The sequence below is a fragment of the Herbidospora mongoliensis genome (genome assembly GCF_001570545.1).
GTDB classification, from domain to species: domain Bacteria; phylum Actinomycetota; class Actinomycetes; order Streptosporangiales; family Streptosporangiaceae; genus Herbidospora; species Herbidospora mongoliensis.
Genome location: NZ_BBXD01000012.1, coordinates 468,719 through 482,225, shown reverse-complemented (window position 1 = coordinate 482,225; position 13,507 = coordinate 468,719). Strand labels below are relative to the sequence as shown.

At 69.3% G+C, this 13,507-nt stretch carries 12 protein-coding genes; 5 read left to right on the top strand and 7 right to left on the bottom strand.

Translation table 11 applies throughout. From position 1 onward, the window contains the following. The first annotated feature begins 116 nt into the window (after positions 1–116). Entirely contained in the window at positions 117–692 is a 576-nt protein-coding gene (locus AW272_RS17085) for a hypothetical protein (protein ID WP_083958402.1), read from the top strand. Positions 693–699: 7 nt separating this feature from the next. Here the strand turns inward: AW272_RS17085 and AW272_RS17080 are convergent, their stop codons facing one another. Continuing rightward, complete coding sequence (locus tag AW272_RS17080; RefSeq protein WP_066365780.1) at positions 700–1,650, bottom strand: LysR family transcriptional regulator; 951 nt, start codon at positions 1,648–1,650, stop codon at positions 700–702. Between AW272_RS17080 and AW272_RS17075 the strand changes: the two genes are divergently transcribed. Both AW272_RS17075 and AW272_RS17070 read left to right on the top strand, forming a co-directional pair. Then, positions 1,649–1,984: a CBU_0592 family membrane protein gene (locus AW272_RS17075; protein ID WP_245657594.1), complete on the top strand. Its 336-nt coding sequence runs from the start codon at positions 1,649–1,651 to the stop codon at positions 1,982–1,984. The genes AW272_RS17080 and AW272_RS17075 overlap by 2 nt on opposite strands. After that, positions 1,981–2,610, top strand: a complete 630-nt coding sequence (locus tag AW272_RS17070) for a cyclase family protein (protein WP_066365777.1) — start codon at positions 1,981–1,983, stop codon at positions 2,608–2,610. The genes AW272_RS17075 and AW272_RS17070 overlap by 4 nt, the downstream gene beginning before the upstream one ends. A 139-nt stretch (positions 2,611–2,749) precedes the next feature. Here AW272_RS17070 and AW272_RS17065 read toward each other — a convergent pair whose 3' ends face one another. Beyond that, complete coding sequence (locus AW272_RS17065) at positions 2,750–2,947, bottom strand: hypothetical protein (RefSeq protein ID WP_066365775.1); 198 nt, start codon at positions 2,945–2,947, stop codon at positions 2,750–2,752. Positions 2,948–2,981: 34 nt separating this feature from the next. Here AW272_RS17065 and map point away from each other — a divergent pair, with 34 nt between their 5' ends. Then, a complete protein-coding gene (gene map / locus AW272_RS17060; RefSeq protein ID WP_066365772.1) occupies positions 2,982–3,830 on the top strand; it encodes a type I methionyl aminopeptidase in 849 nt (282 codons plus the stop codon). A 105-nt stretch (positions 3,831–3,935) separates the two neighbouring features. Here the strand turns inward: map and AW272_RS17055 are convergent, their stop codons facing one another. The 5 genes from AW272_RS17055 to AW272_RS17035 all read right to left on the bottom strand — a co-directional run bounded on the left by AW272_RS17055 (position 3,936) and on the right by AW272_RS17035 (position 11,089). Then, a complete protein-coding gene (locus AW272_RS17055; protein WP_066365769.1) occupies positions 3,936–4,355 on the bottom strand; it encodes a sensor histidine kinase in 420 nt (139 codons plus the stop codon). 124 nt (positions 4,356–4,479) lie between these two features. After that, the gene (locus AW272_RS17050) at positions 4,480–6,498 is read right to left on the bottom strand and encodes a bifunctional copper resistance protein CopD/cytochrome c oxidase assembly protein (protein WP_439649148.1); all 2,019 of its coding nucleotides are present in this window, start codon (positions 6,496–6,498) and stop codon (positions 4,480–4,482) included. 8 nt (positions 6,499–6,506) lie between these two features. Beyond that, complete coding sequence (locus tag AW272_RS17045; protein ID WP_066365766.1) at positions 6,507–7,043, bottom strand: copper resistance CopC family protein; 537 nt, start codon at positions 7,041–7,043, stop codon at positions 6,507–6,509. 123 nt (positions 7,044–7,166) lie between these two features. Continuing rightward, positions 7,167–8,441 carry a helix-turn-helix domain-containing protein gene (locus tag AW272_RS17040; RefSeq protein WP_245657602.1) on the bottom strand — a complete coding sequence of 425 codons (1,275 nt, stop codon included), beginning with the start codon at positions 8,439–8,441 and terminating at the stop codon, positions 7,167–7,169. A gap of 1,178 nt (positions 8,442–9,619) precedes the next feature. Continuing rightward, positions 9,620–11,089, bottom strand: a complete 1,470-nt coding sequence (locus tag AW272_RS17035; protein ID WP_066365760.1) for a PucR family transcriptional regulator — start codon at positions 11,087–11,089, stop codon at positions 9,620–9,622. Between the two features lie 107 nt (positions 11,090–11,196). Here AW272_RS17035 and AW272_RS17030 point away from each other — a divergent pair, with 107 nt between their 5' ends. Continuing rightward, positions 11,197–13,410 (top strand): xanthine dehydrogenase family protein molybdopterin-binding subunit, encoded by a 2,214-nt coding sequence (locus AW272_RS17030; RefSeq protein ID WP_066365758.1) that lies wholly within the window; start codon positions 11,197–11,199, stop codon positions 13,408–13,410. Positions 13,411–13,507: the final 97 nt, after the last annotated feature.

Genomic DNA, 13,507 nt, shown 5'->3' with positions numbered 1-13,507 from the left:
GAGCCGATGGTTACCCGCCAGTAGACGCGAGTCAAGTCCTGAGTCAGGCGAATTGTCCGGGGTTGGAAAAACTCAAGCGCCGGATGCGCTCCCAGCCGCTGAGGCACGATGGCGCCATGGACGCCGAAGCGGTCAGCCTCCTGCGCGAGGCCCTCGACTCCACCGAATGGCCCGACCGGGCCCGCGCCTTGGGCAGAGCGATGCGCACCACCCGCTCCCCGGGCGGCCTGCTGATCGCCGGCACCCCCGACGACGAACCGTGGCACCTGACCGCCCATCTGGCCGACGAGGCCCGCCTGGCGGGCCTGCCCCAGCTCACCCCGACCCTCCTGCGCTGGTCCCCCGACCTGTCGGCTCCCCCGCACCTGCGGGTGGGCGTCGACCGCCTGCTGGAGGCGCGTCGCGGCGAGACCCTGGTGGTCGTGTCGGAGACCGAGGCCCCGATCTCCCTGCTGGAACGCGTCAGCGACGCGCGCAAGACGGGCGCGACCATCCTGGCCATCGACGGCGGCGACCCGGAACTGGAGTCCCTGGCCCACGACGCCTTCGCGGTCCCCCGGCTGACCGCCCCCCTGACCTTCGACGGAGCGCAACACCTGGTCAGCATGGCGGCGGGCGAAGCCCGCAAGGGCCTGCGCGAACGCTTAGCCCGCCTGGCCGACCGCATCAGCGGCCCCCGGGTACCGGACTGACGATCCTTCAGTGAGCTTCCAGGGAAGCGCTGAGGAGGGCCACCCGTTCGGTCAGTTCCTCGGCCGCCTCGCGCAGCACCTCGATCACCACCGCCTGGACCGGATCAGGCTCGCCTGACCGCGTCCGGCTGACCCGGGTGAGGGCTTCGATCCGCCGGGACCCCACGCCGTGGATCCCGGTCACCACCACCTCGCCGCGAGGAAAGTCCAGCAACGCCAAAGACGGCACGATCGCCACCCCGTGACCCGCCGCCACCAGGCTCAGCACGGGCGGGAACTCCGAGATGACGTGCTTGCGCCGGGGCTCGAACCCGTGCAGCTGGCTGAGCCGCTCCAGCGCCGCCCCGCACGCCTGGAAAGACACCCCCGCCACCCACGGCAGGTCGGCGAGCTCACTCACGTCGGCGGGGATGTGCTCCAGGCTGGGCGGAGCCACGATCCGGTATTCGTCGTCGTAGAGCCGGTGTCTCGTCATCGACGGGAGTGACTGCGCCGGCGTGCTCATGTCGCGCTCGGTCACCACCAGATCCACGGCGCCCAGTCGAAGCTCCTGGAGGGCGTCGCTGCCGTACACCTCGTTGATCACCGGCACGATCCGGGGGTGCCGCTCGGCGAGGACCCGGAGCGCCGGAACCAGCAGATGGCGAATCACCGTCGGGAACGCCGCGATGGTCACCGGCCCGGACAGGCGGTCGGCGAAGCGGCTCAGTTCGTTGCGGGCCTCGACGAGCTGCTCCTCGATCCTCTCCCCGTAGGCCGAGAGCACCCGCCCCGCCGGAGTCAGGGAGATGCGGCGCTGGGAGCGGTCGAGCAGGGCCAGGCCGACCTCGCGTTCGAGCTGGGCCAGTTGCTGGGAGACGGCCGACGGGGTGAGGTGGAGCGCTTCGGCGGCCTTCATCACGCCACCACGACGGGCGACCTCATGGAGGATCCGCAATCGTCGCGGGTCAATGTCCATGAAGCACACCTTAATGTCCGGCTTTAGTTTTCTTCACTTGCCCTTCAAATGGACATACCGCGAACATAAGGGGCAAATGTCTACGTTCATCACGGTGATCGGCACACTCGGCGCGATCGCCCTCCTCATCGCCTACGGCCTGGTCTCCACCGCGAAAATGACCGGGGACAGCCTCGCCTACCAGGCCATCAACCTCGGCGGCGCGCTCGCCCTGGCGGTCAACAGCGGATATCACGGAGCCTGGCCCTCTGCGATCCTCAATATCGTGTGGACCGCCATCGGCGTGTTCACCGTCGGCCGATTCGTCGCGCGAAAGGCAGCCCGGACACCATGACCCTCATCGAACTCAGCCATCCCGTCATCGAAGGGATGACGACCTATCCGGGCATCCCGGGGCCGGTCCTGGGCGTCCACCTGAGCCGGGAGGCCTCCCGCGACCTCTACGCCGAGGGGACCGAGTTCTTCATCGGCACCATCACCATGGCGGCCAACACCGGGACCTACCTCGACAGCCCCAACCACCGCTTCCCCGACGGCGCCGACCTGTCGGGCCTGCCGCTGGAGAAACTGGCGAACCTCGACGGCGTGGTCGTCGACGGCACCGACCTGCCCGACGATCTCGACGTCGCGGGCAAGGCCGTGCTGTTCCACACGGGCTGGGACACACACTGGGGCACCGAGGCCTACTTCACCGGGCATCCGTCCATCACCGGCGAAACGGCCGCCGCGCTCGTCGCCCGGGGCGCGGTCCTGGTGGGCATCGACTCACTCAACATCGACGCCACGCCCCCGAAGGGCGACCGCCCGGCCCACACGACCCTGCTCGCGGCGGGCATCCCGATCGTGGAGCACCTCACCAACCTGGGCGCGCTCCCGCCGGCGGGCTTCCGCTTCCACGCGGCACCACCACTGGTCGTGGGGATGGGCACCTTCCCGGTACGGGCCTACGCGGTGCTCTGAAAGCTTTCTTCCGTTACGGCTCCGCCCACCCTGGCACCGCCCGCCGCACCCCGGCCGGCCGCCGTACCCGGCGCCAACCGGCCGCGCCGGCCGCGCCCCGCGACGAGGTGGAGAAAGAGGATTTGATCTTTCGAAAGGGTTAGTCGTCGTCCCAGTCCTTGTCCTGGTCTTTCCAGGACTTGTTGCGGGCCGAGGCCGTCGCCAGCGCGTTGGACGCCTCGGCCTCCGTGTCGTAGGGGCCCATGCGATCCTTGTTGGGGCACCCCTGCTCGCCCTCGACCCGCATGTGCTTGAGACAGAACCACCAGTGTCCGCTTTGCTCGCTCACATCGGCCATCTTGCCCCGTCCGCGCGCACATAGACTTGCGCGCATGACGACACTGCTCCGGCCCGGGCGGATCTCGCCCACCCGCAAGGTTCCCGCGCACATCGAGCGTCCGGAATACGTGGGGAAAAAGGAGCCGAAACGTGGCGCGTCAGACGTGCAGACCCCTGAGACGATCGAGAAGATGCGGGTCGCCGGGCGCATCGCCGCCCAGGCGCTGGAAGAGGTCGGCAAGCACTGCGTGCCGGGTGTGACCACCGACGAACTCGACCGCATCGGCCACGAGTTCCTGCTCGACCACGACGCCTACCCCTCGACCCTCGGCTACCGCGGCTACCCCAAGTCGCTGTGCACCTCGCTCAACGAGGTCATCTGCCACGGCATCCCCGACGACACCGTCCTGAACGACGGCGACATCATCAACATCGACATCACCGCCTTCATCGGCGGCGTCCACGGCGACACCGACGCGACCTTCCTGGTCGGCGACGTCGACGAGGAGTCGCGCCTGCTCGTCGAGCGCACCCGCGAGGCCACCCACCGCGCGATCAAGGCCGTGGCCCCCGGCCGGCAGCTCAACATCGTCGGCCGCGTGATCGAGGCCTACGCGAAGCGGTTCGGCTACGGCGTGGTCCGCGACTTCACCGGCCACGGCATCGCCTACTCCTTCCACAGCGGCCTGATCGTCCCCCACTACGACGACCCGTCGCTCGCGGTGACCCTGGTCCCGGGCATGACCTTCACCATCGAGCCGATGCTGACCCTCGGCACGATCGACTACGACGTCTGGTCCGACGGCTGGACCGCCGTGACCAAGGACCGCAAGCGCACCGCCCAGTTCGAGCACACCGTGGTGGTCACCGACACGGGCGTGGAAATCCTCACGCTTCCCTAGCCCGCCCGGCCCGGCGCATTCCCTGCGGACGCCGGGCCCTTCATCGGCTTGCTCCGGTGAGGCGGCCGAAGATCCTCGTGGCTCCCCTGAAGGCCCGCCGAGAAACTACGCTCCCCTGAGTGCTCGTTTCGGGACGACCCCGCTCAGCGTGGTCCCGGAGCCCAGGACGCTGTTGATCGACAGCGTGCCGCCGATCTCCACGAAGTTGGCCTTCATCGTGGTCAGGCCCCGGCCCGTGGTGCCTTCGGAGAAGCCGACGCCCTCGTCGCTGATCGTCATGCGGAGGCCGGTGGGGCCGACCGTGATGGCGATGGCCACGTGGCGTGCGCCGCTGTGGCGTTCGACGTTGGTGAGCGCCTCGGTGACGACGGCGTAGACGCCGCGCACGACGGCGGGCGGGAGCGGTGCGTCGGGCAGCGCCCACGTCTCGACCGCGATGCCGGTTCTGACCGACCAGTCGCTCAGGTATCCCTCGAGGGCGGGCTTCAGCCCGGTGCCCTCGCGCAGCCGCAGTTCCTCGGACAAAGCTCTCCAACTCCCCTGATCTTCACCGGCGACGCTAACGGGTGATGCTCAAGGAACGGTTGCCGTTTGCTTAGGGTTTGCCGAACCCTGAAGATGATGCCCGGAAACGCGGGCTGAGAAGCCTTTACCGCTTTTGATCGCGCTTGTTGAGCTTCGCCAGATAGTCGTTGTATTCATCGAGCTCGTTGTCCCCGGAGCCGCCCGTCCGGGCCGCGATCAGGTCGGCCTTGCGGTCCTGCCGCTTCGCGATCCGCTCGTCGGCCCGCCACCACTGGATGGCCAGCGCGATCAGCACGATCAGCGTGGGGATCTCGCCGAAGCCCCAGGCGATGGCGCCACCGGTGTTCTGGTCGGACAGCGACGATGCCCCCCAGGTCCGGCCGAGCTGGTCATACCAGTCGGCGGCCAGGACGCTGCCCATGCTCATGATCGCCATGGCGAAGAACGCGTGGAAGGGCATCGTCACGAACAGCAGGAGCAGCCGGCCGAAGTAGGGCAGCTTGTTCGGCGCCGGGTCGACCCCGACGATCACCCAGAAGAACAGCGTCCCGGTCAGCAGGAAGTGCAGCGACATGGCGATGTGCCCGAGGTGCTCCTCCATGGCCGAGGCGAACAGCGGGGTGAAATAGAGCGCGTACGTCGACACGACGAACAGCGCCGTCGCGATCGCCGGGTGGGCGACGAACTTGGCGACCCGGCTGTGCAGGATGACGGTGATCCACTCGCGCGGCCCCCGGTCGCCCCGCCGGACGGCCGGCTTCAGAGCCCGGAGCGCCAGCGTCACCGGGGCGCCGAGCACCAGGAAGATCGGCACCAGCATCGACAGGATCATGTGTTCGGTCATGTGGACGCTGAACAGCACCGGCGCGTAGCGGGCGACGCCTGTCTGGGTGGTCAGGACGAGGATCAGGACCCCGAGACCCCACGCGATCGACCGCCCGACGGGCCACTTGTCACCGCGACGGACGAGGCGGACGACCCCCGCGGCGTACAGACCCCCGAGGACGGCGGCGATCACGGCGAAGAAGAGATCGAACCACCAGAGCGTGAGCAGGTTCGTGAACGAGATCTGCGGCGGCATGACATAGCCGAGCAGGTCGAACGCCCGGTCGGTGGGCAGGTTGTCCGGGGGCGGCGGCGCGGTCTGCGCGAGCGCGACGGCGATGCCGACCGTCCCGGCCATCAGCATGATCTCGCCGAGGACGAGCTTGACGAACGCCATCGCCCGGCCGGCGGCCAGATCGGGCAGCGTGCGCTTGCGGTGCCACCAGCCGATGCCGCCCAGCACGAAGTAGGCGACGATCTTGAGGAGCAGGATCAGCCCGTACGCGGAGGTGAAGAGAACGGTGATCGACGTGATCCGGGCCGCAACGGACGCCAGCCCCGACAGACCGACCCCGACGAAACACCAGAACGCCATGCGGGAGAACCGGTCGGCGGCGAGCGAGAGCCGGTCGTGGCCGCGCAGCGCGTGGTAGCAGAGCAGCCCGAGCCCGCCGACCCACAAGGCCAGGAACAGCAGGTGGAAGGCGACCGACGTGGTGGCCAGGCCGTGGTTGGGCGAACTGGACGAGTGTCCCGTGAGCGCGGGCGGCAGCAGCGTGCCCAGCGCGAACACCAGCAGCCCACCGGCCGCGCCGACGGTGATGGCGCCCCGGGCGAACAGCGCGATCGACACCGAGAACAGCACGACGAGCGTCAGCGCGATGCCCTGCGGGGTCTGCCCGGCGTAGCTGGTCAGCTGGTTGCCGTCGAGCACGACGTCGACCGGCTGGCCGAGCGACTGCGACAGGCCGAAGACCAGGTTGAGCGCGGCGGCCCCGGCCCAGATCAGCGAGGCCCAGCTGGCCGCTTTGACGTAGCCGAGGGCGGTCTTGCCCAGCAGCCCCTTGTCGGAGGGCAGCAGCGCGGCCGCCATCAGCAGGAGCCCGACGGTGAGCAGCCCCGCGACGTCCATGCCGAGCTTGGAGACCGGCACCATCCACCGGGTGAGCGTGCCCTCGTCGGGCAGCCCCGGGATGACCCGCGGCGTGGCCGCGCCGCCCGCCACCATGCCGACCACCAGCGCCCCGGCGGCGGCGCACCCGCCCGCGATCGCGAGCCGGACGGTCCTGTTCATCCGGGCGGCCTTCCCATCGGACAATCCGGCCATTATGGCTTCTTACGCATACTGAAGGCCATGCCGATCCCGATACCGGCGATACCGAAGATAACCACCCAAATCCACGCAGGAATCTGCTTGTCCTCAGCCAGCTCCGGCGCCTTCGACGGTTCGGCCGGCGCGGCCTGGACGGCGGCCTGCTGGGTGATCGACGGCTGGGCGTCCACCGGGGCGTAGGCGAACGGGATCTCCCCTTCGACGGGGTGCCCGTCCTTGGAGACGACCCGATAGGCGATCGTGTACTTCCCCGGAGGCAGCGCCGCCGCCGGACCGACGTCTTGAAGCACCCTGCGGCCCTCCACGCGCGGCTTGCCGTTCTCGTAGCGCTCGCCGTCGGGCCCGGTCAGCACGATGGCCGGGAACCGGACCGATTCGCTGAACTCGAGCGTCACCTTGGACAGCACGGCGACCTGGGTGTTCTCCGCAGGATCGCTCCCGCGCAGAGAGGTGTGCGCGGCGGCCGGCGCGGAGGGAAAAAGAAGCGCCGCGACGACGGCCAGAACGGCGACGATCGGTGAACTCTTCATGGCGCCCTAAGGCTACCGACGCGAGGCCGTGGTCTCACCGTGAGGCCCTCCGGGGAGCAGAAAGGCCCTTTTCCGGTGGCGAGGACCCGATTCTGGTCCTCGCCATCGATTCCTACCGTGGTGTCACAGACCGACGCAGGCGAGGGCCTTCTGGGCGGCGATGATGCTCTGGTCGTGGTCGTGGAGGCGGTCGTAGGCCTCGGCGACGGTCATCCAGTTCTGGGCGCGGCGGCGCATCGGGGCCGGGTCGAAGGACTCGGAGGCGTTGCCCAGGGCGGCGGCGGCCTCCTCGTCTTCGTGGAGCACCAGCAGCGCCTGCCCCTGGACGAGGTTCGCGTCGGCCCAGTGTTCGCCCTTCGACTCGCGCAGCATGTCGTCGGCGGTGCGGGCGTGCTGAACGGCCTCCCGGGGGCGGCCGAGGGCCAGCTCGGCACGGGCCAGCTCGATGTTGCAACGGGCCTTGTCGAGCACGGAGGCCGACGATTCGCCGAGCTCGCGCAGCGCCCGCAGCAGCAGGTCGCGCCCGGCCTCGACGTCGGTCGCGCGGGTGCGCACGATCATGGTCGCGTAGGCCACCCGGAGGCGGGCCAGGTTGCGGGGGTCGCCGCCGTTCTCGGACTGGATGGCCATGGCCCGCTCCAGCAGGCTCATGCCTTCTTCGCCCCTGCCGGTCTCCTGGGCGACGAACGCGGCGTTCCACGACGCGGCCACGAGGGCGCGGGGGGTGCCGAGCAGTTCGGCGGCCGACAGCAGCTCCGACGCGAAGTTGCGGGCGCGCAGCAGGTCGCCGCGGGTGCGGTAGACCGAGAGCAGGGTCGAGCCGAGCTCGATCAGGGCGTCGGTCCAGGCGGGGCGGGAGGTGCCGCCGAGCAGCGCCTCGCCGACGCGGACGGCCTCGCCGAGTTCGCCCTCGTCGCGGTGGCAGCGGCAGAGCGCGACCGCGACGGCCACCTGCCACTCGACCGTCATGGGCCGCTCGGTGTCGGCGCGCAGGCCCTTCAGGAGCCGGATCGCCTCGGCCCGGTCGCCGCACGCCTCGGTCGCCAGGGCGCAGCCGTATTCGGCTTCCTGGCGGAGCTGGGCCAGACCGGTGAGGCTGGTGTCGGTCAGTAGCTCGGTGTAGCGGCGGCGGGCCTCTTGGGCCTCGCCATTCTCCAGAGCGAGGCGGGCGAATCGCAGCCCGACTTCGATCTCATCCATCTGCTCGGCGGTTACTCCATTGACCAGATAAGTCAGCGAACAGTCGAGTTTCTGAGCCAGGAGCTCCAGAACTGCCGGAGTAGGAGTACGCTTACCGCTCTCAATTAGGGAAACATAGCTGTCGGACAGCTCAGGATGTGCGAGCTGCGCTTGAGAGAGCCCCCGCTGTCGGCGGATGGTCTTGATGCGCTGACCCACTAGATCTTGACCGGTCACCAGCACCCCCTGAAAGATGAAGGACCTCTTAACCCGACGGGAGCCCCACCGTGCGACGCCGCCTGATCATGATCGCCTTCACGACCCTTGTTGCGACAATCACCGCCGCAGGGATCAATGTTACGGCCGCAAGCGCCACTTCGTCCCCGCTGCGCCCTTACAGCCTGGAATGCTGCTGACTCGTTACGTGAGTCAGGAAAGTCAAGGGAAATTTCCTAGCGTGAACCCCATGTGAGCCTCCCCCACCAGCCCCAGGCACCGGGGCCGGGTCCCCGGCCACAGCACGACCCAGAATCGCGGCACGCACCAGTGCCGCGATTCTTTTTCGTTTCACCACCCGTTTTCACTTTCCGTTCCCTTCCCGATACGGACGGTGGATAGGGCCAGGCGGTAATCCCCGCGCGCACCGGCGGAAGGCCGCCGGCTGAAGTCCGGCATCGGAGTCCGGGCAACTCGGCGACCGGCGCGCCAGTGAAGCCACCTCCAATAGCCGCGAGCAGGCAGAACAATCCCGGACATCTCGCCGAAGACGGTCACGATGGCCGCCCGCCATGTCCGCAGTCGCCCGGAGAGCGGCAGGCCGCCGACCTCACGATCACGTCCTGCCCCACGAGCCCCGAACGGCACAGATGCACGTGCACATGAAAGCCGCCGGGCCCACGCGAGAAATCGCCCACGAAGACCGTTCTGTCCAGATCGTTCCGGAGCCGCGCCGACCGCACCGGCCGCCCCGGAAACGGGTTCCCGGCCGGACCGGAGCTCATCGCGATCAGAGGAGAATGCGGCGATCCCCAATGCCACATCGCAGGTGAATCTTTCATCCCGCACTGCCATTGAATTCCGCTCCCGAGAATGGCCGCCACCCCGAATTAACATTAATGCGAAGAGCCGACGAAATCATTCGAAAAGAATGCCCACCGAATATATCGCGGTCGGCGTCTCCAGGGCCTGGCCGAAAATCGGCGTATCGCATCCGGCCGTATGAACGAGGTGCTGGGCCGCCCGTCGATTTCGGTTGACGGCGTCCACGCCACGCGCGCCGAAAACACGTCGGCTATTCGCGCCGATCACGAATGCCCTCGGCCGCGGAAGTATTCGATCAAGGGTCTCACCAAGCGTGACAGCGCCAGAAGCGGCCGTACCCGCGAGAAATCAGCTGGTCAGGATGCCCGGAGCGCCAAATACAAATCCACGCGGTCGGCCATCGTCGTGAGGTTCTTGCCGGTCAGCTCTTCCACGCGCTTGATCCGATAACGCACCGTGTTCACGTGCACGTGCAACCGCTCGGCGCAAACGTTCCACGATCCTGCACAGTCGAGGAAGGTCGACAGGGTCCGGACCAGGTCGGCCTGGTGCTTGCGGTCGTAGCCGAACAGCGGGTCGAGCAGGCGTGAGGCGAAGCCCCTGCGGATGTCGCCGGGCACCGTAGCCAGCAACAATGCGTGGGTGTAGATCTCGTCGCTGGTCACGAGGCCGCCGTCGCGGGCATCGGCCATGCGGCGGGCGTACCCGGCCTCCTCGATGCCGCCCCGGATCGCGCCGGGACCGGTGAGGGCGGCGCTGACGCCGAACGAGAGCCGGATCCCTGGTGCGGCCAGCGAGGCGAGACGTGCTTTGAGCAGGCCCGACAGCGCCTCGGCGGAATCGTGCAGCGGGACCAGCGCCAGACCGGCGTCCGCGGCGGCGACCGCGACGACCGAGCGGTCGAGCATCTCCTCCAGCACGAGTCCGCCCAGGGTGGCGGCGTCGGGGCCGGCGGAGGCGCCGGTCCGCAGGGCGGTGGCGGCGACGATCGCGTAGGGGGCCGCGACGTCGAGGCCGCACGTGCGCATGCGGGCCGACAGTTCCGGCAGGTCCGCACTTCCGGCCAGGCCGATGAGCTGTTCCAGCAGTCGCCGTTCGACGCGGCGGCCCTCTTCCGCGCGGGTGCGTTCGAGCGCCACGCACGAGGCCAGTTCGTAGCCGATCTCGGGGTTCACGTCGCCGTCCAGGACCAGGGCCCAGCCCGCGACGCGGTGGCTGCGGTCGACGGTGAAGATCGTGCAGGGGTCGGCGGTCACGTGGGGCAGCCGGACGGCGCGGAGGAACTCGGCGGCCATCCGGGAGGGGTCGGAGACCTCTCCGGCGATCACCCTGCCGGTCGCGGCGACCACGCCGCCGGTCACGCCGAGCTCGTCGCGGGCCATCTCGAACAGCTCGGGGAGGCCCGCTCCCTCGGCCACGGCGGTGAAGATGCGCCGGTGGCGTCCGAGGGCCAGCCGCTGTTCGCCGGCCACCCGCCGGTCGACGACGTCGATGATCGCGCCGAACGACACCTCGATCGGCACTTCCAGGAGGGTCAGGCCCCGGTCGCGGCAGGCGTCCACGAGATCGTCGGGCACGTGCCCCAGCCGGGCGTCTCCGGCGGCGAGGGCGGTGACGCCGGCCTGGACCAGATAGTCGACGAAGACCGCGGAATCGGCCGGACGGTGGCGCCACATCAGGCCGGTCAGGACCAGCTCGCCGCCGTTCAGGTAGCGGCCGGGTTTGGGCAGGTCGGTGACGACGACGCCGGTGATCGTGCCCACCGGTTCGCCGGTCAGGAGGATGAGCCGCAGCGTCTCATGGGCCAGCAGCTCACTTATCAGCACAAGACCACCTTATTTGGATGAATCTACAATCGACGCCCCCTCCGGCTCCGGCGTTTCATCGGGGAGCCGATAGGACCGGAAACAAAAGGTTGGTCTACTGGACGGTTATGAGCATCGCCACCGGACGGTCCCAGGGAATCGGGCAGAGCCTGCTCCGCCCCGACGGCACGTTGAAGGTCACCGGAGAGTTCGCCTACTCGTCCGACCTGTGGCTCGACGGCATGCTCTGGGGCGCCACGCTGCGCAGCCCGCATCCGTCGGCCTGGATCAGGTCCATCGACATCGGCCCCGCCCTCAAGGTGCCGGGGGTGTTCGCGGTGCTGACCCACGAGGACGTGCCGGGTGAGAAGTTCTACGGCCTGGAGCACAAGGACCAGCCGGTCCTCGCCATCGACCAGGTCCGCTACCAGGGAGAACCGGTCGCGCTGGTGGCCGCCGACCATCCCGAGACGGCCCGGCGGGCCGCCGACCTGATCGAGGTCGTGTACGAGGTCCGCGAGGCCGTCACCGACCCGCGCAAGGCCGCCTTCGACCTCACGATCCCCCCGGCGAGCGTGCACGGGAACCTGGTGCGTCACCAGCCCGTCCGCGTCGGGTCGACCTTCACCGCCGACGTGGTCGTCACGGGCGAATACGAGGTCGGCATGCAGGACCAGGCCTTCCTCGGCCCCGAGTCGGGCCTGGCGGTCCCGGCCGAGGACGGCGGCGTCGACCTCTTCGTCGCCACCCAGTGGCTGCACGTCGACCAGGACCAGATCGCGCCCTGCCTGAACCTGCCGAAGGACAAGGTCCGGCTCACGCTGGCGGGCGTCGGCGGCGCGTTCGGCGCGCGCGAGGACCTGTCGATGCAGATCCACGCCTCGATGCTGGCGCTGCGGACCGGCAAGCCGGTCAAGTTCGTCTACGGCCGCGAGGAGTCGTTCTTCGGGCACGTGCACCGCCACCCGGCCTGGATGCGCTACGAACACGGCGCCACCCGCGACGGGAAGATCGTCTACGTCAAGGCGGAGATCGTGCTCGACGGGGGCGCGTACACGTCGAGCTCGCCCGCCGTCGTCGGGAACGCCGCCTCGCTCGGCGTCGGGCCCTACGAGGTGCCGAACGTCGAGATCGATGCCTACGGGACATACACCAACAATCCGCCCTGCGGGGCGATGCGCGGGTTCGGCGCGGTCCAGGCCTGCTACGCCTACGAGTCGCAGATGGACCGGCTGGCCGAGGCCTGCGGGCTCTCGCCGGTCGAGATCCGCGTCCGCAACGCGGTGTCCCAGGGGTCGCTGCTGGCCACCGGCCAGGTGATCGACACCCCGGCGCCGCTCGCGGAGATGCTGATCGAGCTCGCCGCGATGCCGATGCCCGACCCGTCGTCACCGGACCTGCGGGAGCTCCCGGGCGCGCTGGGTCAGACCACCCACGGTGAGGGGGTCCGCCGGGGCGTCGGCTACGGCGTCGGGATCAAGAACATCTGCTTCTCCGAGGGGTTCGACGACTACTCGACCGCCCGGGTGCGGGTGGAGCTGCTCGGCGACGAGCCGCACGTGCTCGTGCACACGGCGGCGGCCGAGGTCGGGCAGGGCCTCATCATGGTCAAGACCCAGATCGCCCAGACCGAGCTCGGCATCGACCAGGTCACCATCGTGCCCGCGGACACCACGGTCGGGTCGGCCGGATCGTCGTCGGCGTCGCGCCAGTCATATGTGACCGGAGGCGCGGTCCGCGCCGCGAGCATCGCGGTGCGCGAGCGGCTCGACCTGCTGATGGCTGACGGGCGCAGCCTCGTCGAGGTGCTGGCCGAAGAGGGGGCGGTCGAGGAGACCCGCGAATACCGGCACCGCAAGACCTATCCGATGGACCCGCTCACCGGGCAGGGCGACTCGCACACCCAGCTCGCGCTGTGCGTGCACCGGGCGGTGGTGGACGTCGACGTGGAACTCGGCCTGGTGAAGGTCGTCGAACTGGCCGCGGTGCAGGACGTCGGGAAGATCCTCAACCCGCTCGCCCTCGAAGGGCAGATCCACGGCGGGACGGCGCAGGGACTCGGGCTGGCGCTGATGGAGGAGATCCAGGTACGGGACGGCAAGGTGCTCAACCCGTCGTTCACCGACTACCTGATCCCCACCATCCTCGACATGCCGCCCATGAAGCTGTCGATCCTGGAGAACGCCGACCCGCACGCGCCCTACGGCCTGCGGGGCGCCGGCGAGCCGCCGACGCTGTCGTCGACCCCGGCCATCGCGGCGGCGGTCCGGGCGGCGACGGGGCTGCCGCTGTCCAGGGTCCCGATCCGGCCGGACGACATCGCGCTCACGGCTCTCGCATAAGGCCCGCCACAACGGCCGGTTTCCCCAACGGAAACCGGCCGGCCCCGCACGACGGGCGCGCGATCAGGCCGCCCAACCGGCGAACCCGGCGAGCACC